18 protein-coding genes are annotated in these 24,295 nt (G+C 43.7%); 2 read left to right on the forward strand and 16 right to left on the reverse strand.

The features are described 5' to 3' along the window. The first annotated feature begins 100 nt into the window (after positions 1–100). Together HT691_RS04645 and strH are read left to right on the forward strand one after the other, a co-directional pair. Complete coding sequence (locus tag HT691_RS04645; RefSeq protein ID WP_001007202.1) at positions 101–817, forward strand: GntR family transcriptional regulator; 717 nt, start codon at positions 101–103, stop codon at positions 815–817. A 315-nt stretch (positions 818–1,132) separates the two neighbouring features. Then, positions 1,133–5,044, forward strand: a complete 3,912-nt coding sequence (gene strH, locus HT691_RS04650; protein ID WP_172921731.1) for an LPXTG-anchored beta-N-acetylhexosaminidase StrH — start codon at positions 1,133–1,135, stop codon at positions 5,042–5,044. A gap of 54 nt (positions 5,045–5,098) precedes the next feature. Here the strand turns inward: strH and purB are convergent, their stop codons facing one another. The 16 genes from purB to comA form a co-directional block, all read right to left on the reverse strand. Further along, entirely contained in the window at positions 5,099–6,397 is a 1,299-nt protein-coding gene (purB, locus tag HT691_RS04655) for an adenylosuccinate lyase (protein WP_000610745.1), read from the reverse strand. A gap of 62 nt (positions 6,398–6,459) precedes the next feature. Continuing rightward, entirely contained in the window at positions 6,460–6,687 is a 228-nt protein-coding gene (locus tag HT691_RS04660; protein ID WP_000614702.1) for a hypothetical protein, read from the reverse strand. 9 nt (positions 6,688–6,696) lie between these two features. Beyond that, positions 6,697–7,788: a 5-(carboxyamino)imidazole ribonucleotide synthase gene (gene purK / locus HT691_RS04665; protein ID WP_000099025.1), complete on the reverse strand. Its 1,092-nt coding sequence runs from the start codon at positions 7,786–7,788 to the stop codon at positions 6,697–6,699. Then, positions 7,775–8,266 (reverse strand): 5-(carboxyamino)imidazole ribonucleotide mutase, encoded by a 492-nt coding sequence (purE, locus tag HT691_RS04670; RefSeq protein ID WP_023932923.1) that lies wholly within the window; start codon positions 8,264–8,266, stop codon positions 7,775–7,777. The genes purK and purE overlap by 14 nt, the downstream gene beginning before the upstream one ends. A gap of 192 nt (positions 8,267–8,458) precedes the next feature. Beyond that, positions 8,459–9,721 carry a phosphoribosylamine--glycine ligase gene (gene purD / locus HT691_RS04675; RefSeq protein ID WP_023932919.1) on the reverse strand — a complete coding sequence of 421 codons (1,263 nt, stop codon included), beginning with the start codon at positions 9,719–9,721 and terminating at the stop codon, positions 8,459–8,461. 121 nt (positions 9,722–9,842) lie between these two features. Further along, positions 9,843–11,390: a bifunctional phosphoribosylaminoimidazolecarboxamide formyltransferase/IMP cyclohydrolase gene (gene purH / locus HT691_RS04680; protein WP_172925274.1), complete on the reverse strand. Its 1,548-nt coding sequence runs from the start codon at positions 11,388–11,390 to the stop codon at positions 9,843–9,845. Between the two features lies 1 nt (position 11,391). Beyond that, complete coding sequence (locus tag HT691_RS04685; protein ID WP_023932915.1) at positions 11,392–11,856, reverse strand: GNAT family N-acetyltransferase; 465 nt, start codon at positions 11,854–11,856, stop codon at positions 11,392–11,394. A gap of 43 nt (positions 11,857–11,899) precedes the next feature. Then, a complete protein-coding gene (locus HT691_RS04690; RefSeq protein ID WP_001017821.1) occupies positions 11,900–12,274 on the reverse strand; it encodes a hypothetical protein in 375 nt (124 codons plus the stop codon). Next, positions 12,271–12,825: a phosphoribosylglycinamide formyltransferase gene (purN, locus tag HT691_RS04695; protein ID WP_000717510.1), complete on the reverse strand. Its 555-nt coding sequence runs from the start codon at positions 12,823–12,825 to the stop codon at positions 12,271–12,273. The genes HT691_RS04690 and purN overlap by 4 nt, the downstream gene beginning before the upstream one ends. Further along, complete coding sequence (gene purM, locus HT691_RS04700; RefSeq protein WP_001284585.1) at positions 12,822–13,844, reverse strand: phosphoribosylformylglycinamidine cyclo-ligase; 1,023 nt, start codon at positions 13,842–13,844, stop codon at positions 12,822–12,824. Before purM ends, purN begins: the two co-directional genes overlap by 4 nt. Positions 13,845–14,061: 217 nt before the next feature. Further along, on the reverse strand, positions 14,062–15,504 hold the full coding sequence (gene purF, locus HT691_RS04705) for an amidophosphoribosyltransferase (RefSeq protein WP_138700230.1): 1,443 nt from the start codon (positions 15,502–15,504) through the stop codon (positions 14,062–14,064). A gap of 159 nt (positions 15,505–15,663) precedes the next feature. Then, complete coding sequence (locus HT691_RS04710; RefSeq protein WP_138706012.1) at positions 15,664–19,389, reverse strand: phosphoribosylformylglycinamidine synthase; 3,726 nt, start codon at positions 19,387–19,389, stop codon at positions 15,664–15,666. A gap of 56 nt (positions 19,390–19,445) precedes the next feature. Beyond that, positions 19,446–19,589: a phosphoribosylaminoimidazolesuccinocarboxamide synthase gene (locus HT691_RS11635; RefSeq protein ID WP_078374291.1), complete on the reverse strand. Its 144-nt coding sequence runs from the start codon at positions 19,587–19,589 to the stop codon at positions 19,446–19,448. Position 19,590: 1 nt separating this feature from the next. Further along, on the reverse strand, positions 19,591–20,298 hold the full coding sequence (gene purC / locus HT691_RS04720) for a phosphoribosylaminoimidazolesuccinocarboxamide synthase (protein WP_000043293.1): 708 nt from the start codon (positions 20,296–20,298) through the stop codon (positions 19,591–19,593). A gap of 169 nt (positions 20,299–20,467) precedes the next feature. Continuing rightward, on the reverse strand, positions 20,468–21,817 hold the full coding sequence (comB, locus tag HT691_RS04725) for a competence pheromone export protein ComB (RefSeq protein WP_000801594.1): 1,350 nt from the start codon (positions 21,815–21,817) through the stop codon (positions 20,468–20,470). Positions 21,818–21,829: 12 nt separating this feature from the next. Further along, entirely contained in the window at positions 21,830–23,983 is a 2,154-nt protein-coding gene (gene comA / locus HT691_RS04730; RefSeq protein WP_007284836.1) for a peptide cleavage/export ABC transporter ComA, read from the reverse strand. Between the last annotated feature and the right edge of the window lie 312 nt (positions 23,984–24,295).

The following is a 24,295-nucleotide window of genomic DNA, read 5'->3' on the forward strand; positions in this document are numbered from 1 at the left end:
AATTTTTTAATCTGTTATCTAATTTTTTATTCAAAAGACTACTATTTTTTTCGCTTTTATGGTAAAATTTTCTATGGAGAAGGAAAATAGAGGTAAAAATATGGCAATTCCCAAATATCAATACATAAAAGACGAATTAAAAAATAAAATCATCTCTGGGCAGTTTAGCAGTGGAGATAAATTTTACACTGAAGCAGAGCTCATTTCAATGTACGATGTCAGCTCTATCACAGTTGTCCGCGCCTTAAACGACCTTGCTAAAGATGGCTATATTGTCCGCCAACAAGGAAAAGGAACCTTCGTTTCACGTGCACGCAAACACAAGCTTGTAGAGTTTTCAGATATTGAACTCTTTAATGCTAAAGATGATAAGGTAACTGTTCTTTCAATTGAACGCGGAAACAAGCTCGTTTACTTGGAAAAATTGGGTCTACGTGGCGATCAGTTCTACTACAAGATTGAACGTATCCGCGAATCAAACGGTGTCGTTTATATCTACCATACATCCTACATCCCAGAACAATATATCAACGCAAATTATCCAAACCTTGAATACTATAGTTCTATCTATAACCGTTTCAAGTTAGACTACCACATTCACATGAATGATGAACACTTTGAAGAAATCAATGAAATAGTCTTTCCAACTCCAGAACATGCGGCTTCAGTCCTCGGAGTCGATGAACAATTCCCTACTGTCCTACAAACTAAAATCACCAAACTCGAATCAACTGGCCAAGTTTTAGAATACAGTGAAACTTACAAACGATCTGATTACTACAAGATTAAATTCATCTCATGTGACCGTGATCACTAAGAAGAAAGCCTGAGCCTAATCGCTCGGGCTTTTTCTATGCTTATTATACCACACCAAAAAGGTAGCGCTTACCTATTTTTGGAAGATTCTATAATTTGTGGAATATTTTATAGAAATAGAACCAAAAATTATACTAGATATATATACATATTTTTTCTGACCAATCTGAAATCTTAAGTTTAAATTTTATATTTTTTTATACTTATTATAGTTTTTTGTCATCTCCTCTTGACTCTCGTTAATATAAGAAATAAAATAAAGGCGTTGATTTATATAATCGCTATCAATATAACAATGCAATCAGGAGGTTTTGCAATGAAACATGAAAAACAACAGCGTTTTTCTATTCGTAAATACGCTGTAGGAGCAGCTTCTGTTCTAATTGGATTTGCCTTCCAAGCACAGGCTGTTGCAGCCGATGGAGTTACTCCTATTACAGAAAACCAACCGACCATCCATACGGTTTCTGATTCCCCTCAATCATCCGAAAATCGTACTGAGGAAAAACCTAAAGCAGAGCTTCAACCAGAAGCTCCAAAAACTGTAGAAACAGAAACTCCAGCTACTGATAAGGTAGCTAGTCTTCCAAAAACAGAAGAAAAACCACAAGAGGAAGTTAGTTCAACTCCTAGTGATAAAGCAGAGGTGGTAACTCCAACTTCTGCTGAAAAAGAAACTGCTAATAAAAAGGAAGAAGCGAAAGAGGTTGATTCTAAAGAGTCAAATACAGACAAGACTGACAAGGATAAACCAGCTAAAAAAGATGAAGCGAAAGCAGAGGCTGACAAACCGGAAACAGAGACAGGAAAGGAACGTGCTGCAACTGTAAATGAAAAACTAGCGAAAAAGAAAATTGTTTCTATTGATGCTGGACGTAAATATTTCTCACCAGAACAGCTCAAGGAAATCATCGATAAAGCGAAACATTATGGCTACACTGATTTACATCTATTAGTCGGAAATGATGGACTCCGTTTCATGTTGGACGATATGAGCATCACAGCTAACGGCAAGACCTATGCCAGTGACGATGTCAAACGCGCCATTGAAAAAGGTACAAATGATTATTACAACGATCCAAACGGCAATCACTTAACAGAAAGTCAAATGACAGATCTGATTAACTATGCCAAAGATAAAGGTATCGGTCTCATTCCGACAGTAAATAGTCCTGGACACATGGATGCGATTCTCAATGCCATGAAAGAATTGGGAATCCAAAACCCTAACTTTAGCTATTTTGGGAAGAAATCAGCCCGTACTGTCGATCTTGACAACGAACAAGCTGTCGCTTTTACAAAAGCCCTTATCGACAAGTATGCTGCTTATTTCGCGAAAAAGACTGAAATCTTCAACATCGGACTTGATGAATATGCCAATGATGCGACAGATGCTAAAGGTTGGAGTGTGCTTCAAGCTGATAAATACTATCCAAACGAAGGCTACCCTGTAAAAGGCTATGAAAAATTTATTGCCTACGCCAATGACCTCGCTCGTATTGTAAAATCGCACGGTCTCAAACCAATGGCCTTTAACGACGGTATCTACTACAATAGCGACACAAGCTTTGGTAGTTTTGACAAAGACATCATCGTTTCTATGTGGACTGGTGGTTGGGGAGGCTACGATGTCGCTTCTTCTAAACTACTAGCTGAAAAAGGTCACCAAATCCTTAATACCAATGATGCTTGGTACTACGTTCTTGGACGAAACGCTGATGGCCAAGGCTGGTACAATCTCGATCAGGGGCTCAATGGTATTAAAAACACACCAATCACTTCTGTACCAAAAACAGAAGGAGCTGATATCCCAATCATCGGTGGTATGGTAGCTGCTTGGGCTGACACTCCATCTGCACGTTATTCACCATCACGCCTCTTCAAACTCATGCGTCATTTTGCAAATGCCAACGCTGAATACTTCGCAGCTGATTATGAATCTGCAGAGCAAGCACTTAACGAGGTACCAAAAGACCTGAACCATTATACTGCAGAAAGCGTCACGGCCGTAAAAGAAGCTGAAAAAGCTATTCGCTCTCTCGATAGCAACCTTAGCCGTGCCCAACAAGATACGATTGATCAAGCCATTGCTAAACTTCAAGAAACTGTCAACAACTTGACCCTCACGCCTGAAGCTCAAAAAGAAGAAGAAGCTAAACGTGAGGTTGAAAAACTTGCCAAAAACAAGGTAATCTCAATCGATGCTGGACGCAAATACTTTACTCTGGACCAGCTCAAACGCATCGTAGACAAGGCCAGTGAGCTCGGATATTCTGATGTCCATCTCCTTCTAGGAAATGACGGACTTCGCTTTCTACTCGATGATATGACCATTACTGCCAACGGAAAAACCTATGCTAGTGATGACGTTAAAAAAGCTATTATCGAAGGAACTAAAGCTTACTACGACGATCCAAACGGTACTGCACTAACACAGGCAGAAGTGACAGAGCTAATTGAATACGCTAAATCTAAGGACATCGGTCTCATCCCAGCTATTAACAGTCCAGGTCACATGGATGCTATGCTGGTTGCCATGGAAAAATTAGGTATTAAAAATCCTCAAGCCCACTTTGATAAAGTTTCAAAAACAACTATGGACTTGAAAAACGAAGAAGCGATGAACTTTGTAAAAGCCCTCATCGGTAAATACATGGACTTCTTTGCAGGTAAAACAAAGATTTTCAACTTTGGTACTGACGAATACGCCAACGATGCGACTAGTGCCCAAGGCTGGTACTACCTCAAGTGGTATCAACTCTATGGCAAATTTGCCGAATATGCCAACACCCTCGCAGCTATGGCCAAAGAAAGAGGGCTTCAACCAATGGCCTTCAACGATGGCTTCTACTATGAAGACAAGGACGATGTTCAGTTTGACAAAGATGTCTTGATTTCTTACTGGTCTAAAGGCTGGTGGGGATACAACCTCGCATCACCTCAATACCTAGCAAGCAAGGGTTATAAGTTCTTGAATACCAACGGTGACTGGTATTATGTTATAGGCAATCACAAACAAGATGAAGCTTACCCTCTTTCAAAAGCAGTTGAAAATTCTGGTAAAGTTCCATTCAATCAACTAGCTTCTACCAAATATCCTGAAGTAGATCTTCCAACAGTCGGAAGTATGCTTTCAATCTGGGCAGATAGACCAAGCGCTGAATACAAGGAAGAGGAAATCTTTGAACTCATGACTGCCTTTGCAGACCACAACAAAGACTACTTCCGTGCTAATTATAATGCTCTCCGCGAAGAATTAGCTAAAATTCCTACAAACTTAGAAGGATATAGTAAAGAAAGTCTTGAGGCCCTTGACGCAGCTAAAACAGCTCTAAATTACAACCTCAACCGTAATAAACAAGCTGAGCTTGACACACTTGTAGCCAACCTAAAAGCCGCTCTTCAAGGCCTCAAACCAGCTGCAACTCATTCAGGAAGCCTAGATGAAAATGAAGTGGCTGCCAATGTTGAAACCAGACCAGAACTCATCACAAGAACTGAAGAAATTCCATTTGAAGTTATCAAGAAAGAAAATCCTAACCTCCCAGCTGGTCAGGAAAATATTATCACAGCAGGAGTCAAAGGTGAACGAACTCATTACATCTCTGTACTCACTGAAAATGGAAAAACAACAGAAACAGTCCTTGATAGCCAGGTAACCAAAGAAGTTATAAACCAAGTGGTTGAAGTTGGCGCTCCTGTAACTCACAAGGGTGATGAAAGTGGTCTTGCACCAACTACTGAGGTAAAACCTAGACTGGATATCCAAAAAGAAGAAATTCCATTTACCACAGTGACTCGTGAAAATCCACTCTTACTCAAAGGAAAAACACAAGTCATTACTAAGGGCGTCAATGGACATCGTAGCAACTTCTACTCTGTGAGCACTTCTGCCGATGGTAAGGAAGTGAAAACACTTGTAAATAGTGTCGTAGCACAGGAAGCCGTTACTCAAATAGTCGAAGTCGGAACTATGGTAACACATGTAGGCGATGAAAACGGACAAGCCGCTATTGCTGAAGAAAAACCAAAACTAGAAATCCCAAGCCAACCAGCTCCATCAACTGCTCCTGCTGAGGAAAGCAAAGCTCTTCCTCAAGATCCAGCTCCTGTGGTAATAGAGAAAAAACTTCCTGAAACAGGAACTCACGATTCTGCAGGACTAGTAGTCGCAGGACTCATGGCCACACTAGCAGCCTATGGACTCACTAAAAGAAAAGAAGACTAAGTCTTTTCGATAAAAAATAAACAGCGAGATTGAAGCTCGCTGTTTATTTTTTAATTAATCACCTAGTCCAAGACGTTCAAAGATATCATCCACTCGTTTGGTGTAATAAACTGGGTTGAAGATTTCATCGATTTCTTCTTGTGTGAGACGTGATGTTACTTCTGAATCTGCCTCAAGAAGTGGTTTAAAGTCTACTTGGTTGTCCCAAGAGTAGGCTGTTTTTGGTTGCACCAAGTCATAGGCTTGCTCACGGGTCATGCCTTTTTCAATCAATGTCAACATAGCCCGTTGGCTAAAGATAAGACCAAAAGTCGAGTTCATGTTTCGGATCATATTTTCTGGGAAGACTGTCAAGTTCTTGACGATATTTCCAAAACGGTTGAGCATGTAGTCAATCAAAATGGTCGTATCTGGTGTGATGATACGCTCAGCTGATGAGTGAGAAATATCGCGTTCGTGCCAGAGAGCGACGTTTTCATAAGCCGTAATCATGTGACCACGAATGACACGCGCCAGACCAGTCATATTTTCAGAACCGATTGGGTTGCGTTTGTGAGGCATTGCTGAAGACCCTTTTTGCCCTTTAGCAAAGAACTCTTCTACTTCGCGTTGCTCAGATTTTTGTAGACCACGAATCTCAGTCGCCATACGTTCGATTGAAGTCGCAATGCTGGCAAGAACCGCAAAGTACTCAGCGTGAAGGTCACGAGGAAGGACTTGTGTAGAGATTTCTTGGGCACGGATGCCAAGTTTATCGCAGACATACTCCTCTACAAATGGTGGGATATTGGCAAAGTTCCCAACCGCACCAGAAATCTTACCAGCTTCTACACCAGCAGCCGCATGCTCGAAGCGCTCGATATTGCGTTTCATTTCGCTGTACCAAGTTGCTAATTTAAGACCAAAGGTTGTCGGCTCAGCGTGCACACCATGAGTACGCCCCATCATGATGGTGAACTTGTGCTCCTTGGCCTTGTCAGCGATGATATTAGTGAAGTTTTCAAGGTCACGACGGATGATGTCGTTGGCCTGCTTGTAGAGGTAACCATAAGCAGTATCCACCACGTCAGTAGAAGTTAACCCATAGTGAACCCACTTGCGCTCTTCACCAAGAGTCTCAGAAACCGCACGCGTGAAAGCCACCACATCGTGGCGCGTCTCCTGCTCAATTTCCAAAATACGGTCGATGTCAAAGTCCGCCTTCTTGCGAATCAAAGCCACATCTTCCTTAGGGATTTCCCCCAACTCAGCCCATGCCTCGTCAGAGAGGATTTCCACCTCAAGCCAAGCACGGTATTTATTTTCTTCACTCCAAATATTCGCCATCTCAGGGCGAGAGTAACGGTTGATCATGTGTTAATTTTTCCTTTCTTCTTAAGCTGTTGGGAATAAGCTATCTAGGTAAACCAAGATTTCTACTCAAACTCCTCTTTTCCAATAAACACAGACGGGTAATGATCTAGTGTATTCAAATCCGTATCCAGCGGTACATCATAGATAGCTAAATAATTTTCGGGGTATTGTGCAGCTAGTTCTTCATATTTAGCTTGTACCTTATCTTGGTCAGCACTGGCATACAACACTTCAACAACTGCTCCAGTCTTATCCTTTTCAATAAATGTATTAACGATAATTTGTATCATAGACTTGTCCTAAAAATCAATCCCTTCCCCAAGCTCATCCACACTATCCGGTACATCACTAAACAAGGTCACATGTCCCATCTTACGATTATGCTTTGCTTCTATTTTACCATACATGTGGAGGTGGGCGCTTGGATTTTCTGCGACATACTTTTCAGCAGCCTCGACGTGTTGACCTAGGACATTGAGCATAACGGCTGGCGCATGGAGTTTGATGACTGGTAATGGTGCTCCGAGAACACCGAGAATATGGGTGTCAAACTGAGAGAAATCACAGGCTTCAATAGAATAGTGCCCAGAGTTATGTGGTCGTGGGGCGATTTCATTGACAATAACGTCATCATCAGTCGCAAACATTTCCACACAGAGAGTTCCAGACAAGTTGAGTTGTTCTGCGATTCGCACTGCCATAGCTTTAGCCTTGTCTACTAGACTTTCAGAAATGCGGGCTGGTACGATGGTCTTAGACAGGATATTGTTGCGGTGGATATTTTCCTGAACTGGGAAAAACGTCACCTCCTTGCCATTTCCTGACACGATGACAGAAATCTCAAGGTCAAAGTTGACAAATTCTTCCAAGACGCAGTCTGCTGAGTCTGCTAGCGCATAGGCTGCTTCCAAGTCTACTTCTGAACGAATAACCTTTTGTCCATGACCATCGTAGCCACCAGTCGCAGTCTTGAGGACATAGTTTTTCGACAAGTCGATATCTGCCAAGTCTAGGCTAGAAGTCACGACCTTGTAGGGTGCCACAGTGACTTGAGCCTTGTTTGACAAAAAGTCCTTTTCAAAAATACGATTTTGCGAAATGCGGAGCAGATCTGTTCCTTGAGGGAGTTGTCCATCCTTGATAACGGCATCCAAACCGTCAGCGTCGACATTTTCAAACTCGTAAGTGAGGACATCGCAACGGTCTGCCAACTGACGGAGGGCGTCCACATCGTTATAAGGTGCCACAATGATTTCCGCCACGCGAGAGGCCGGGCAATCCGCCGCAGGATCCAGCGCGATAACCTTGTGGCCCATGTAGATAGCAGAAATGGCCATCATCTGACCCAGTTGACCGCCACCGATAATTCCGATTGTTTTAGATGAGCTCATTTGACGACTCCTCTGCGATTTTTCCTTGTTCTTCAGCAAAGTTGGCAAGTGCATCCGCAATGGACTTATCTTCTACAGAGAGGAGACGGAGGGCAAAGAGAGCTGCGTTAGTCGCTCCAGCTTCACCGATAGCCATGGTCGCAACAGGCACCCCACCCGGCATCTGAACGATAGAATAGAGTGAATCCACTCCACTAAGAGCACGAGACTTGACTGGCACACCAATGACTGGAAGGGTTGTTTTGGCAGCTACCATGCCTGGCAAATGCGCTGCGCCACCAGCACCTGCGATGATGATCTTGATGCCACGACTACGGGCTTCTTCTGCATGTTTGAACATGAGGTCTGGTGTACGGTGTGCGGAAACAACTTTCTTTTCGTATGCTACACCGAAGCGGTCTAGGACTTCTGCTGTTTTTTGCATGGTTGCCCAGTCGGATTTTGAGCCCATGATGATGGAAATAATTGGTTTAGTCATAATTTTTCCTTTTTTCTTCTTTTTTGATAATGGTCTTAGGTGATGGAGGCGGAAGCAAACCTTCGGTTTCATTCCTAAACTTTGAGCCTAAGGTCTCAAAGTTTCCCCCTGACCAGAACATTCACTGTTCTGGTCTTTTCACCACGACGACCATTATCGTGTTTGGCGACTGCGTCGCTTTTTCTTATATCTTTACTTAATTGCCTTGCTTCCGATATCGGTTCGGTAGAAGAGGCCTTCTGTTTTTTGTTGGGCGAGTTGGCTGTAGATGGTGTTTTGGGCATCCTTTACAGTGTCTGCTGTGGTAACGAGCATATAAACTCGTCCGCCGTTTGAGAGCAGTGCTCTGCTATTTTCCGCAAACTTAGCCCCTGCATAGTAGGTGATGACATCGCCTTCTGTCTTGGCTGGCAACTCAACGCCCCTTTCATAGTCTAGCGGGTAACCCTTGGATGCAACAACCACACCCAGAGTCACACCCTTGTCCGTCCAAGTGATGTTTGGCTCCTTGCCATCCAGAATATCCGTGATATTTTGCGCAAAGTCAGAGGTTAAGCGAGGCAAGATAATCTGAGTTTCAGGATCTCCAAATCGAGAGTTGAACTCGATGACCTTCGGCCCGTCTGCTGTCAAGATAAGCCCTGCGTAAATGACACCTAGATAAGGGCGACCTTCTTTAATCATCCCTTCTAGAACTGGCTTGACAATGGTGTCAACCGCTGTATCAACTACACTCTGTGGTAAGTGTGGAACTGGCCCATAGGCACCCATACCACCCGTGTTAGGCCCTTTGTCGCCATCGTAGGCACGTTTGTGGTCCTGAGCCGTTGGCATGATGTAGAACTTATCACCATTGACAAAGGCAAAGAGTGAAAATTCCTCTCCTTCAAGGAATTCCTCAATAACCACGCGCGCACCTGAGTCACCAAATTTATTGTCCAAAAGCATCTCATGAGCGGCTTCGACCGCTTGCTCAACCGTCTCAGCAACGACGACACCCTTCCCAAGCGCCAAGCCATCCGCCTTGACTACGATAGGCGCACCATGCTTTTCGATATAGGCCTTGGCTTCCTCGAAATCTGAAAATGTGCCATAGGTTGCTGTCGGAATGCCGTATTTGACCATGATTTCCTTGGCGAAATCCTTGGACCACTCCAGCTCCGCTGCAGCCCTAGTCGGACCAAAGGCCTTAAGTCCAGCTTGGTTAAAATCATCCACGATACCAGCAGCAAGGGCATCATCTGGACCGATAAAGGTCCAAGCAACATCATTGGTCTTTGCGAAGTCAATCAATTTAGAATGTTCGGAAATAGAGATATTTACCAATTCCAAACCATCCAGAGTCATCCCATCATTCCCAGGAACTACAAAGACTTTTTTCACGTCTTTTGATTCAAGTAACTTTTTAGCAATCGCATGCTCACGACCACCAGAACCGACAACAAGCAGTTTCATTCCTCAACCTCTTTTGCGAATTATTTACCAACATTATATCAAAAAAGTTCGTTTTAATCTTGTTTCAGTTAGCATTTTAAGCCAAAAAAGGAAAGAAACTGTTTTCTTCCCTTTTATCTTCTTAATGTCTAAAATGTCTCACACCTGTAAAGACCATAGTCAAGCCGTATTTATCCGCTGCTTCGATGGATTCTTGGTCACGGACAGAGCCACCGGGCTGGATGATGGCCTTAATTCCTGCTTTGGCGATTTCTTCCACGTTATCCGCAAATGGGAAGAAGGCATCTGAAGCAAGGACCGCCCCGTCCAGACGATCTTTGGCTTGGTCAATGGCAAGGCGAACAGAAGCCACACGGTTGGTTTGACCTGGACCAACACCAAGTGTCATGTGGTCGTTGGTCACGATAATACCATTTGATTTGACGTACTTGATAGCCTTCCAAGCGAACTCAAGAGCAGTCGCTTCTGTCTCGGTTGGCTGACGTTTGGTCACCACTTGCCAGTCAGCTGGGCCTTCCTTGACCACGTCTTGATTTTGCACGAGAAGTCCACCGACTAGACCTGTGTATTCTGCTTCCACTTCGCTAGCCTCTTGAGCATCAAATGGCAAGGCAAGGATGCGCAAGTTTTTCTTTTTGTTGGTCAAAATGGCTAGCGCTTCATCCGTATAGCTTGGTGCGATGATGATCTCGAGGAAAACGCCGTGCATCTTCTCAGCAGTCACATCATCCACCTCACGGTTAAGGACGACAATTCCACCAAAGATAGACACTGGGTCAGACTCATAAGCGTAGTCCCAAGCAGTCTCAATGTCATCAGCCTGACCGATACCGCATGGATTCATGTGTTTGAGAGCCACAACGGTTGGACGATCTTTGAAGTCACGGATGATACGAATGGCAGCATCCGCATCACGGATATTGTTAAAAGACAATTCCTTACCGTTGAGCTGTTTAACGGATGCAATCGAGTAATCTGTCGGCAAAGCTTTTTGATAGAAATCGGCATCTTGTTGAGGATTTTCACCGTAACGCATTGGTTGCTTGAGGTCATAAGTCAAAGTGAGTTTTTCAGGCTTGCTTTCACCCACTTGAGCTGTGAAGTATTCTGCAATCAAGGCGTCATAAGCCGCTGTGTGACGAAATACTTTGGCTGCTAAACGTTGGCGAGTTTCATAAGAGGTTTCGCCGTTTGCTGCCAATTCGTCCAAAACCACAGCGTAGTCAGCAGGATCTACCACAACTGTAACACTGGCATGATTTTTCGCTGCTGAACGAAGCATAGATGGCCCACCAATATCGATATTTTCAACTGCATCAGCATAAGTCACATCTGGTTTAAGGATAGTTTCCTTAAATGGGTAAAGGTTGACCACCACAAGGTCAATGAGCTCAATCTTGTTGTCCTTAGCCGCTTCCAAGTGGCTATCCAAGTCACGACGAGCGAGAAGCCCTCCGTGGATATTTGGGTGGAGGGTCTTCACACGACCGTCCATCATTTCTGGGAAACCAGTCACATCATCGATAGCAATGGTATCCACCCCAGCATTATCAAGGGCAACCTTAGTTCCACCTGTCGAGATAATCTCCCAACCAAGTTTTTTAAGTTCTTGGGCAAATTCAACAATGCCCGCTTTGTCTGAGACGCTGATTAAAGCTTTTTTCGTCATTCTATTCCTCTTTCTTTAGGTCCAAGCGCATAGCGACTTCGTTATTTTCTTCTATAAATCCTGTTTCCTGAAAACCCAAACTAGTCAACAGGTGCTTCATTTTTTCATTTCCAACCACATAATCTGCGATAATATGATTGCAAGTGCTATCCATCTGAGCCTCTTTGATTAGAACTTCCAAGGCTTTTCGACCATAACCTCTTCCTTGGTACTGCTGACCAATCATTATCCGCCAGATAAAGTATTCTGCTTCATCCTTGTCTATTTCCAGCAGGAGAAAGCCAACCACTTGCTTATCCCAATAGATTGCCCTCGGAAACACATCTTCATTTTCCCGGTAGAGCCATGCGTCAGCTAAAGAGCGTACATTTGGAGCCACAAAACGTGCTCGTTCATCAGCTTCAGATATTTTCAAATCCAGCACTGCCTGAAAACTGCTCTCATCTACTAATTTTATCTCAATCATTTTTTCTCCTTTTGAATAAATAGGGTTTTGAGTTGATTAAAGACTAATCCAACTCATATAAAAGGTAGTTATCAAAATTTATGATTCCTTTGAGATAATCTCGGTCTGCTTTAGACAACTCAAATTCTGGAAAAGTCGCAATTAAACTGGACAAATAAAAATAATTCGGGTGCCTACGATAAGAAAAACCCGCTTGACCGAATCTCCCTTGACAGAAATCATAGGCAAGTTTTAATTCTTGACTTGTGACACCATCTAAAATTTTATCTAACTCTGAAAGCTGACTTTTATCAGTATTTTCTATCATAGCTTTCACTGTATTTACTAAAACAAAAAGAAAATCATTAGTATTATCCAGTAGGGTTGGTCTGTTAGATAACTTATTCTTTAACTCCATATAGTAGTGATCAATATTCATTTCTTCCTCTCCACTCCCAAACTATCCAGCACCTCCGGATACAACTTGTACTCTGCCTCATGAATGCGAGTTTCAAAACTGTCAATCGTATCATCAGCTAGTCGTGGCACACGCACTTGTTTGATAACCTTTCCTGTATCCACACCTGAATCCACCCAATGAATGGTCACGCCGCTCTCAGCAACGCCAGCATTCCAAGCATCCTCAATCCCATGAGCTCCTGGAAATTCTGGCAAGTAGGCTGGATGAATGTTGATAATCCGACCTTCATAAGTCGCCAATAAGGTTGGCCCAACAATTTTCATGTAGCCTGCTAGACAAACCAAGTCAATCTGGTGCTCTTCCAAGAGTTCGACAATGGCTGCTTCGTAGTCTGCCTTGCTCTCAAACTCCTTGAGTTCAAAAGCATAGGACAGAACGCCGAGCTTGTCTGCACGTTCGAGCACATAGGCGTCACGATGGTCTGAAAAGACAAACTCTACTGGAAATTGTTCCGCTATCACCTGAAAATTTGAGCCATTACCAGAGGCAAAAACCGCTATTTTTTTCATTTGATGATGACACTTTCGTTTTCTTTCTTGACGATACGACCGATTTCATAGACTGGTTCATCCAACAATTCCTTGACACGACTTACATTTTCAGGGCTAACTGCCAGCATAAGCCCCACACCCATATTGAAGATTTCAAACATTTCTTCATGTTTGATTTTACCATATTTTTCAAGAGCTTTGAAAATAGGAAGCACTGGAACTTTGCTTTCCTCAATCTCAGCAGCCAAGTCAGCTGCAAACATGCGAGGGACATTTTCGATAAAGCCACCACCAGTGATGTGGGCAATGCCGTTGACCAACCCTTCCTTGATGAGTGGTAAGACAGCCTTGACATAGATACGAGTCGGCTCAAGAAGAACTTCCTTAAGTTTCTTACCTTCCAATTCTGGCAAGATTTCCTCACCTGTATAGTCAGCAAAGACACGACGAACGAGAGAGTAACCATTGGAATGAATCCCACTTGAAGCAAGTCCAAGAAGAACATCTCCCTCTGCCACTTTTGAACCGTCAATGATTTGAGATTTTTCAGCCACACCGACCGCAAAACCAGCCAAATCATAGTCATCTTCGCCATACATGCCAGGCATTTCAGCTGTTTCCCCACCGATAAGGGCAGCGCCTGCCTGCACACAGCCCTCTGCCACACCAGCAACAACTTGTTCTAGCTTAGCTGGTTCATTCTTCCCTGTTGCTACATAGTCAAGGAAATAGAGGGGCTCCGCACCTGCAGCAATGATATCATTGACACACATGGCCACACAGTCCTGACCGATGGTATCGTGTTTGTCGTACTTGATGGCCAGCATGAGCTTGGTTCCGACACCGTCAGTCCCTGAAATCAAGACGGGCTCTTTGACCCCAGTCTTTGAAAGGTCAAACATACCACCAAAGCCACCCAGAGCTCCCATGACACCTGCACGCTCCGTACGAGCCACGTGCTTTTTGATCCGTTCAACAACTTCATAACCCGCTTCAACATCCACACCAGATTGAGCGTACGCATTTTTATTTGCCATTTTATTTTTCCTTTTCTTTTTTTGGGAAAGACTGCGACGTATTTTTAGATAAACAATTATTTTATCTAAAAATACTAGTCAGGTCTCTAGCTTTAGTCCCATAGGAGAAAGCGTCTACTGACAAATGCTTTAGCTTTTAGTCAATAGTGAGACGTGAAGTATAAGCATTCTTATTTGTCATTTTTATATTCCTTTTCTTTAATGGAGAATCTGTGATCTATTTGTAAAAACTGGTCTTTTCTTCCAAACTTCTACGATAGTCTTCTTCGTAGTCATAGAGAGGCGTTGGGTAATCACCATCAAAATAAGCGACACAGAGACCACCATTTGGCGCATCCGTTTCAATACCAATTGAATCAATCAACCCCTCAACGGAAAGGTAGGTCAGACTGTCCGCACCAATGATTTGGCGCGTTTCTTCGACCGTATGATTGGCCGCAATCAGCTCCTGACGGGTCTGGATATCAATCCCATAGAAGCATGGATAAGCTAGCGCTGGACTTCCAATAGCAACGTGAACTTCAGTCGCTCCCGCTTCTTTCAATAGCTGAACGATACGACGAGAGGTCGTCCCACGTACAATAGAGTCATCAATCATAACCACACGCTTGCCTTTTACAACGCCTGAAACAGCAGAGAGTTTCATCCGCACCCCTTGCTCCCGCAATTCTTGAGTCGGTTGGATAAAGGTACGTTGGGTGTATTGGTTCTTGATGAGGCCCATTTCATTTGGTAGCCCAGACTCTTCCGCAAATCCCATAGCTGCGCTGAGTGAAGAATTGGGTACACCGACTACAATATCCGCCTCATGCTTGAATTCTCGCGCCAATTGGGCACCCATACGTTTACGTGCCGTATGGACATTGACACCATGAATGTTAGAATCAGGGCGGGCAAAATAGATATACTCCATAGAACAAATCGCCAACTGAGTATCATCTGTATAGCTGTCATACTGAATGCCCTCGTCATCAATAATCACAATCTCACCTGGCTTCAAATCACGAATCCACTCTGCACCAATGACCTCAAAAGCACAGGTCTCAGAGGAAATAACCACCGCTCCGTTGGCCATTTTCCCGATAGAAAGCGGACGGAAACCATTGGGGTCAAGAGCCGCAATCAACTTGTCCTCAAACAGCAAGATATAGGCAAAACCACCTTTAACTAGGCTGAGTGCCTCCTTGATTTTGCCCATCAAGTTCGGATTATGGCTGCGACGAATGAGATGAGCCAAGATTTCCGAGTCCGAAGTCGCGCTGAAAATCGCGCCTCTTTGTTCCAATTCTTTCTTGAGAGAGGCCGCATTGGTCAAGTTTCCATTATGAGCCAATCCAAACTGCATATCGTGAAAACGGAAGAGGAAAGGCTGAATATTATCTACAGAAGCTTCGCCAGCAGTCGCATAACGCACATGACCAATCGCACTAGTTCCTGTCAATTTATCCAAATTAACTGGATTTCTGAAGACTTCTGATAAAAGCCCCATGTCACGATGGCGCTTCAATTGTCCCTGATCATTGGAGAGGATTCCTGCCCCCTCCTGACCACGGTGCTGAAGACTGTGGAGACCAAAATAGGTCAATTTAGCAGCATCTGGATGTCCCCAGATACCGAAAACACCACATTCTTCATTAAGAGATTTTACTTCGTATGTCATTTTTATACCTAATTTTCATTTGTGTATCATTCCTTCAGTAGAGCGGAATGATACGGTAGGAGCTCCTTCACTCGCAAAACAAAACATTTGCAATCATCATGACCTAGATCTACATGACTTTTACATTATTGATACTATCTATTAGAAAATCTGCAAGTCTTATTTTCCAGTAAAGTATTTAACCGCTGACGCGAACAGGTGCTGGTCTTTATTTCCTGGGATATTTTGGAAAAGACCTTCCTCATAACGTTCTGAGTGGCCCATCTTACCGATGATTTGGCCGTTCTTGCTGGTAATTCCTTCGATGGCATGGACAGAACCATTCGGATTGTACTTAGAGTCCATACTTGGTTTGCCGTCAAAGTCAACATATTGGCTAAAGATTTGACCATTGTCACGGAGCTCTGCAAATTCCTCAGCTGTCACGACAAACTTCCCTTCACCGTGCGAAACAGGAATGGCATGAATCTCACCAACTTCCACTCCAGCAAGCCATGGTGAGTTAGTATTGGCAATGCGAGTTTCCACCATCTTGGCCACGTGTTGGTTGGCATCATTGTAGAAGAGGGTTGGGCTAGTACTGCTGGCCTCTTCGAAGTTCCCGTATGGAAGAAGACCTGATTTGACCAAGGCCTGGAATCCATTACAGATACCGATAATCAAGCCACCACGGGCAATAAAGCTGTCAATAGCCACACGGACTTTTTCATTGAGCAGGATGTTGACAATAAACTTAGCGGATCCATCTGGCTCGTCCGCAGCTGAGAATCCACCTGCAAAGAAGAGAATGTTTGCCTTGCCGATGTTGTCAACCATAGTTTCAACTGACTTGACAATAGCCTCTTCATTCAAGGTCACAAATGGCAGCAAGTTTACCTCTGCACCTTCTTTCTCAAAGGCCTTGGCTGAGTCATATTCTGAGTTGGTTCCTGGGAAGACTGGGATGTAAACCACAGGTTTTTCAACCTTTTCTTTGGCTTTAATCACAACATCTGATACCACAGCTGGTACTTCAGCTAGTTCTTTAGCTTGGGCAAACTCTGTTGGGTAAACTTCTTCCAATTTGCCTTGGAAAGCACTGTCAAGCTTGTGTCCATCTAGCTTCACACCGTTGACAGTCAGTGTAAAGGCTGCTTTCGTTTGTCCAATCTTCTCTAATCCAGCAATTTCTTCAGGAGAAGTAAAGACAAATCCACCTAATTGTGCTGTCAAAGCCGTTTCTAGTTCAGGCAAGGTTACCTCTGCACCGATATGACTTCCAAAAGTAGCAAGTGCCAAACTTTCAAGCACACCGCCGTATTTAACAGCTGAAGCTGCTGTTACTTTGTGAGCCTTTTGAAGGGCTTCAAACTGAGCAAAGTTAGACTTAATCAAGTCAAAATCAATTTCTGCAGAGAGGGCTTGGCCTGGGATGTAGTAGATGTTTTCACCAGCATTCTTGAACTCTGGCGAAAGCACCTTACGGCTATCTGCCGTCGTCACTCCAAAGGCTACCAAGGTTGGTGGCACTGTCAATTCTTCAAAAGTACCAGACATAGAGTCCTTACCACCGATAGATGGCAAACCAAGCTGAATTTGTGCCTCGATAGATCCTAGGAGAGCTGCTACTGGCTGACCAAAACGCTCTGCTTGTTTATCCATGCGCTCGAAGTACTCTTGGTAAGAGAAACGAGCCTGAGACCAGTTGGCACCAGCAGCCACCAAACGAGCAGTTGCTTCGATCACCGCATAGGCAGCACCGTGATATGGAGACCATTCAGCTACATATGGGTTGAAACCTTGAGCCATGACTGACGCAGTATGAGTTACTCCATGTTGAACTGGCAATTTTTGTACAGAAGCCTCAGTTGGTGTGAGTTGGTAGCGACCACCAAGTGGGTGATTGACCGTTGAACGACCGACAGAACAGTCAAAGATAGTCTGTAATCCTTTTTGACTCGCATGGTTGAGATCAGACAAGACTTCAAGAGTATCCGCTTCAAGGGTTTCAGCAGATGTTTGACGTTCTTCTGGGAGTTTGACATCCTTGTCCACAACCTTAGCATCGACGACCACGCGCACACCATTGGTGTCAAGGAAACGACGTTCCAAGTCCACGATTGTCTCACCATTCCAGTGCATGACTAGATTTGGTTTTTCCGTCACTGTCGCAACCACAACAGCGTCAATATTCTCTTTGTTACATTCTCCAACAAAGGCATCTACGTCCTCAGGACGAACCACGACTGCCATCCGTTCTTGAGATTCAGAGATGGCAATTTCTGTACCATTCAAGCCTTGGTATTTAAGAGGCACCTTGTTAAGGTCGATTTCAAGACCGTCTGCCAATTCACCGATAGCCACACAGACTCCACCAGCACCAAAGTCATTAGATTTCTTGATAAGACGAGTGACATTGCCATTACGGAAAAGGCGTTGAATCTTGCGTTCTTCGATAGCATTCCCTTTTTGAACCTCAGCACCAGCAGTCTCTACAGACTCAACTGTTTGAACTTTAGAAGAACCTGTCGCACCACCGACACCATCACGTCCAGTCTTACCTCCCAGAAGGATAATGACATCACCCGCTTCCGGTTTTTCACGGACAACATTGCCCTTGGGAGCCGCACCAACAACGGCACCAAGCTCCATGCGTTTAGCTACAAAGCCTGGGTGAAAATACTCACGAACATAGGTCGTCGCAAGTCCAATCTGGTTACCATATGAAGAATAACCATGAGCCGCTGTTTTAGAAATAACTTGTTGTGGCAATTTACCAGCACGCGTTCCCGAAATCGGTGCTGTAATATCACCCGCACCTGAGATACGCATAGCTTGGTAGACATATGAACGACCTGACAATGGGTCACGAATGGCTCCACCGATACAAGTAGCAGCCCCACCAAATGGCTCAATCTCAGTTGGGTGATTGTGGGTTTCGTTTTTAAACATGAGGAGCCATGGTTCTTTCACACCATCAACGTCCACTTCGATTTCTACTGAGCAAGCATTGATTTCATCAGACACTTCCATGTCGTCCAAACGTCCATTAGCACGCTCATAACGACCGAAAATAGTCGCCATATCCATCAAGGTTTGTGGTTTTTCCGTACGTCCCAACTCATCACGCATGGCAATATACTTGTCATAAGTTGACTGCAATTGTTTTTGGAATTTAGAAGCTGAGAAATCAATCTGCTTTAACTCAGTCTCAAAAGTCGTGTGACGGCAGTGGTCAGACCAGTAAGTGTCCAAAACCTTGAGTTCCGTCTCAGTTGGCACGCGCCCCATTGACTTGAAATAGTCTTGGATAAAGAGCAAATCATCCACTTCCATGGCCATCCCTTGCTCAGCCTTGTAGCGAGCAAAGTCTTCTGCTGTATAGCTTTCAAAGAAAGTCAATTTCGGAATGGTCTTGTCTGACTCTGAAAATTCCTGCTTGACAATCCCTGTTGTGATGTTCTTGAAACGAGAATCAACTGGGTTGAGCAGATAGTTCTTGACCGCTTCCAACTCAGTCGCATCAATATCTTTATTCACCAAGTAAAGTTGGGCTGTATTAACCGTTACATCACTCGAACTTCCTAGTAAAAGCAAGGCTTCCTGTGAAGATGCTGCACGCTGGTCAAACTGCCCTGGTAGGCTTTCAATCGCAAAGAAAGCATAGTTGGCAAGATCCGCCTGCACAGCCGCTTCGTCCAAAACATGGTCTGTCACCTGCTCAGAGAAAATGTGTTTCTCTGCAGGTGCAAACAGGTCCTCTGACAAATCAAATACATCATACACTTGCACAATACGAATACTTTTCAAGCTTGAAAGTCCCAAGCTATGCTGGAGTTCTCTAACCAAACTCTCTGACTTGACCTGAAAATCAGCCTTTTTTTCAACAAAAATACGTTTATCCATCAATTCTTATTCCTTTATTTAAGCTCTTGCAATGTTCCCAAACAGCCTTGAGGCTGTTATTTCAATTCCTGCAACTTTTCCCAGACAATCTCGTAAACGTCTGTTAGTTCTCCCAATCCCCTACGGAGTGAAAAGGTCTGGGGAACCTTTTCAAACTGAGTCCTTTTAGTTGAGAGACGAAGGTTTTCCGTTGCAAACAGATTATTTCAAACCTTGCAACTTCTCCCAGACCACTTCGTAAACGTCTGTTAGTTCTCCCAATCCTCTACGGAAAACATCCTTATCCATGTGGTTGCCATCCGCATCCCACAAGCGACAGTTATCTGGTGAAAATTCATCTGCCAAGATAATCTTGCCATCCTTGTCAAAACCGAACTCTAGCTTAAAGTCAATCAACTTGAGGCCAATCTCAGCAAACCAGGCTTTCAAAAGTTCATTGATACGGCGAGTTTCTTCCTTCAAGTAGGCAATCTGCTGGTCATCCGCAATCTTTAGAAACTTCACATGCTCATCATTGATAAATGGATCATCCAAATCATCATTTTTGTAGTAAAATTCGACAATCGGAATCTCAAATGCGATACCTTCGTCTACACCAAAACGTTTTGAAAAGGAACCAGCAGTATAGTTGCGGAGCACGACTTCCAAAGGAATAATCTTAACCTTTTTATTGAGTTGTTCCGTGTCTGAAAGCTTCTCCACAAAGTGAGTCGCCACACCAGCCGCATTTAATTTCTCAAAAATAAAAGATGAAATCTGATTATTCAACACTCCCTTGCCCGCAATCTGCTCCTTCTTAACACCATTGAAAGCGGTCGCCTGGTCCTTGTAAGTTGAAATAATAAGATTTTCATCCTCAGTTGTATAGATATCTTTAGCTTTTCCCGAATAGATCAATTGTTTTGACATTTTAAAGTTCGCCTTTCGTATTACTTGAGCACATTCTACCATAAAAAACCTAAAATTACAAGAATTTAACCGAATAAACGGCAGATATTTTTCAAAAATTGTAAAGAAAAAACTGCAAGAAGAATCTTTCTCACAGTTTAAAAATTATTTAACTCTAAAAACACGAACATTACTCTTTGTTCAAAAATTGATCCAAATAATAACGCAGATAACTTTTCTTGCCCGTAATCATCTGCAGGCGACCTTCCACCCCATATCGAAGTTTTTCAGCCTGCTCCGAAGTTAGATTAGTCTCCGCCTCGATTTTAAAGAAATTCCCTTTCTCAGTCTTAGTAGCTGTCGCATCAATACTTGTAATAGTAGAATCTAGGAAAAATTGATTCTTGGCATCATGAGTCGTAGTATAGCGAACAGAATCACCAACCTTGATCCTTGCTACATCTTTCGAACTGAGATAAGCTGTAAGTTTGGCTTTCCCTTCTTTTTCCAAGGACGGATAGAGTTGGGCTAGTAAGGCACCTTCTGCTACCATGGTAGAATCACTGGTCTCAGGATTGAGATGAAGTACCCCATCCTCACTCGCCGTAATTTTCCCCTTGTCTAAAAGATTTCCCTGTACCTTCTTACCTGACTCTGCTTCCAAGATTTTCTGGTCTAGAAGGGTCAATTCCTGACCAACCTTTGCCAAGTGTTGGGATTTGAGAGACTCCAATTGACTGCTTAAACCAGACGCGTAGGCTTGCTGGGTACCTGAACCTGCATACTGAACACGGTAAGTAGCAAGACTAGATTCTAACTGAGAAAGTTGCGCTTCAACCTGCGCAACAGCCTGAGCTTTAGCTTGCGGATTTTCCTCACCCTGAGACTTGTAGGACTGGTAGAGAGAGTAGGCTAGATTCTGACTGGCCAAGGAAGCACCTGTTTCAATAGCTGACTTAGCTGTCTGGTAATCGCGAATTTTAGCCTCTGTTTGACTGATGAGGTTCCCGATTTCAGCTTGGGTTTGGCTAGCTGTTGCATTCTGGGACGCGATGGTCTCATTTTGTTGCGATGTACTAGCCCTAAGACTACCTGCTTGGCTGATGTAGTCGCGAAAGGTGGCTTGGTAGCCAAATTTATCCTCCTCTGGAAAGTGGTTCTCCCCTTCTTGCAGGCTCTTTTGCAGATACTCCAATTGCTTTTTTTGATCCTTGAGCATGTCCAACTGACTGGCATAGGACTCCGCTTGGACACCCTCTGCCCCTTCTTGATATTGAACCAACAGTTCTCCCTTTTTAACCAGCTTATTTTCTTCCAAATGATTGACAAGAATACGATTGTTGCTAGTTGACTGGATATTTGCAAGGATACGACTAGGCTCGACAGTAGCTCTAGTAGACAAACTCATCTCCTTCTCTGCAAATGTTGCAAATCCAAGTAAAAACACAAGCAGAAGGGACATGGGGACAATCACCCGACTGGAAAAATTATGGTAACGACGATTATAAAACTCCGCACTTTCTAAAAATTCTGGTTTCATCCTCTCCTCTTTCTAGCTATTCACCAAATGGGCGTAAAAGCCACCCTGTGCAAGCAAATCAGCATGCTTTCCTTCTTCAACAATCTTGCCCTGATCCAAGACAACAACCTTCTCTGTCCGCTCAGCAATGGTCAAGCGGTGAGCAATGAAAATCAAGGTCTTGTCTAAAGCCATGAGATTATCGACAATTCGCTTCTCAGTCAAGATATCCAGACTGCTAGTTGCCTCATCCAAAATCAAGACCGGCGCATCTGTCAAGAGAGCACGCGCCAGAGCAATTCTCTGACGTTGACCACCTGAGATCCCTGCCCCATCCGAAGTCAATTCTGTCTGGTAATTCAGTGGCATGCGCTCAATATCCTCCCGAATCTCTGCCAATTCGACCGCCCGTAAGATATCCTCTTGAGTCGTCCCCTCCTTGGCTCCCAAAAGAAGATTCTCCAAAATCGTTCCGTTAAAGACATAGGGCTGTTGAGGCAGATAGTTGATGTACTGGCGCAGAGCCTTTTTGTCAATCTGATTGAGATTGACACCACCCAGACTAATCTCTCCCTGACTTGGATCATAAAAATTAACCATCATCTTGGCCAAAGTCGTCTTACCTGACCCCGAAATCCCCACAAAAGCTACCTTAGAACCTTGTGGAATGGTCAAATTGATGTCCGATAAGACATCTCGACCATAGCCATACTTGTAATGAACCTGCTTGAAGGACATCTCTCCCTTCATCAAACTCAAATCCTCGACCGTTTTCTTCTCCTCAAACTCAGAAGCTACCAGATAAACCTCATTCAGACGGTTATTGGCAACCTGCGCTGTCTGAAGCTTGGTTTGCAGATTGATGATGTTTTCCAAAGGATTGGTAAAGTAAACAAGCAAGGTATTATAGGTAATCAACTGCCCCAAACTCATCTTGCCATCCATGACCAGAACAGCTCCCATCCAGAGAATGCCGACATTGAGTAAGAGATGGGCAACTTTTTTCAGAGCCTTTTGCTGACTCTCTGCCCGACTATAGGTAAAGGATTTTTTCAGATAATCCACAAATTCCTTGTCAATCTTTTGGTAACGCTGACTCTCACTGGTCAAAGACTTGATAGTCTCAATACCGTTGATGTCCTCAATGATAGAAGAAGACAGAACCGCATTGGCTTCCATGGTATCACGATTCATCTTTTCAAAAGGCTTCATAAAGGCAAAGATAATCACTGTATAGACAGGAAGTGCCAATAAAGTCATGAAAAAGAGATTGGTATTTTGTGAAAATAAAACAAGAGAAATAATGACAACCGTTGACACATCTAGGAAAATCGAAAGGATTGTCGAAGCCAGTGCATCGATGATACTGTTAGCATCCGTGAAACGAGACACGATTTCCCCTGTCCTGCGTGTCGCAAAGAAGGACATGGGCAAGTGAAAAACATGCTTGATATAGGACAAAATCACATCAATCGACAAGCGTTGCCCCAAAACAAGTAAGAGATACTCCTGAGCGTAAGACAAAATCTGCTGGAGAATATAGACGATAACCAGCCCAATAGAAATAATCCCAAGCGTCGAACGCATCTGATCTGGCACATAGGTATCAATGATAGACTGCAGATAATAAGAACCCACAATGTTAATCAAGGTTACCAAGAGTGTTGCCAAAACGATATTGGCAATCAAGCCACGCTGCTTCACTAATATAGGGATAAAAGAGAGCAGACCATTCTTTTGATCCTTATGAGGCTTGTAGTCTGGACTAGGTGCCATAAAAAGAGTCACTCCTGTCCATTCTTCCGCAAAACGCTCACGTGGCAGTTTGGTCAATTTCACCCCAGGATCTGGATCGGCAATATGAATGCTATCCTTATCCTGCCCAGTCACCACATAGTAGTGGAGCAATTTTCCTTCCTTAAGCACATGGGCAACAAAAGGAAAAGTCAAATCTGGCAAGTCAAAAAGCGTCATATCCGCCTTAATTGCTCGCGTCTCAAAACCAATCTCCTCTGCCACCTTGACCAAGCCTAAAGCCGTCGTCCCATCCATGGTCGTCTTGGCCAATTCTCGCAAGTGAGCCAAAGAATAGTAACTACCATAGTAGCCAAAAACCATGGCTAATGAAGCTACACCGCAGTCCATCTGATCCACCTGCGGACGATAGTGACGTTTCCCAAATTTCATCTTCATCTCCTTTTTCCTAATACTCAATGAAAATCNNGTTTTGAGGTTGTAGATAGGACTGACGAAGTCAGTCACATATATACGGCAAGGCGACGTTGACGTGGTTTGAATTTGATTTTCGAAGAGTATAAACTCATCTGATAACAACTATCTTACCCCAATCCTCAAACAAAAACTGGACTTCCTCCCCAAATGCGCCTATCTCCCTCCCAACTGCACTTTTTGGATAAAGAAAATAGGCAGAACAAACGTTCTACCTAGAAAATATAAGAATTCCAAGTTAATAAAACCGAAATGATTTCGTGTCATTAT

Origin of the sequence: Streptococcus sp. 477, from assembly GCF_013277295.1 — a bacterium.
GTDB lineage: Bacteria > Bacillota > Bacilli > Lactobacillales > Streptococcaceae > Streptococcus > Streptococcus pseudopneumoniae.

What these genes read in the sequence shown, in the direction of transcription:
- purE (WP_023932923.1), bottom strand. Translation starts at nt 8,266, where the DNA reads ATGACTAAACCAATTATTTCCATCATCATGGGCTCAAAATCCGACTGG.
- purK (WP_000099025.1), bottom strand. Translation starts at nt 7,788, where the DNA reads ATGAGCTCATCTAAAACAATCGGAATTATCGGTGGCGGTCAACTGGGT.
- purF (WP_138700230.1), bottom strand. Translation starts at nt 15,504, where the DNA reads ATGACATACGAAGTAAAATCTCTTAATGAAGAATGTGGTGTTTTCGGT.
- purN (WP_000717510.1), bottom strand. Translation starts at nt 12,825, where the DNA reads ATGAAAAAAATAGCGGTTTTTGCCTCTGGTAATGGCTCAAATTTTCAG.
- purC (WP_000043293.1), bottom strand. Translation starts at nt 20,298, where the DNA reads ATGTCAAAACAATTGATCTATTCGGGAAAAGCTAAAGATATCTATACA.
- HT691_RS04710 (WP_138706012.1), bottom strand. Translation starts at nt 19,389, where the DNA reads ATGGATAAACGTATTTTTGTTGAAAAAAAGGCTGATTTTCAGGTCAAG.
- strH (WP_172921731.1), top strand. Translation starts at nt 1,133, where the DNA reads ATGAAACATGAAAAACAACAGCGTTTTTCTATTCGTAAATACGCTGTA.
- purD (WP_023932919.1), bottom strand. Translation starts at nt 9,721, where the DNA reads ATGAAACTGCTTGTTGTCGGTTCTGGTGGTCGTGAGCATGCGATTGCT.
- HT691_RS04660 (WP_000614702.1), bottom strand. Translation starts at nt 6,687, where the DNA reads ATGATACAAATTATCGTTAATACATTTATTGAAAAGGATAAGACTGGA.
- HT691_RS04685 (WP_023932915.1), bottom strand. Translation starts at nt 11,856, where the DNA reads ATGATTGAGATAAAATTAGTAGATGAGAGCAGTTTTCAGGCAGTGCTG.
- comA (WP_007284836.1), bottom strand. Translation starts at nt 23,983, where the DNA reads ATGAAATTTGGGAAACGTCACTATCGTCCGCAGGTGGATCAGATGGAC.
- comB (WP_000801594.1), bottom strand. Translation starts at nt 21,817, where the DNA reads ATGAAACCAGAATTTTTAGAAAGTGCGGAGTTTTATAATCGTCGTTAC.
- purB (WP_000610745.1), bottom strand. Translation starts at nt 6,397, where the DNA reads ATGATCAACCGTTACTCTCGCCCTGAGATGGCGAATATTTGGAGTGAA.
- purM (WP_001284585.1), bottom strand. Translation starts at nt 13,844, where the DNA reads ATGGCAAATAAAAATGCGTACGCTCAATCTGGTGTGGATGTTGAAGCG.
- purH (WP_172925274.1), bottom strand. Translation starts at nt 11,390, where the DNA reads ATGACGAAAAAAGCTTTAATCAGCGTCTCAGACAAAGCGGGCATTGTT.
- HT691_RS04690 (WP_001017821.1), bottom strand. Translation starts at nt 12,274, where the DNA reads ATGAATATTGATCACTACTATATGGAGTTAAAGAATAAGTTATCTAAC.
- HT691_RS04645 (WP_001007202.1), top strand. Translation starts at nt 101, where the DNA reads ATGGCAATTCCCAAATATCAATACATAAAAGACGAATTAAAAAATAAA.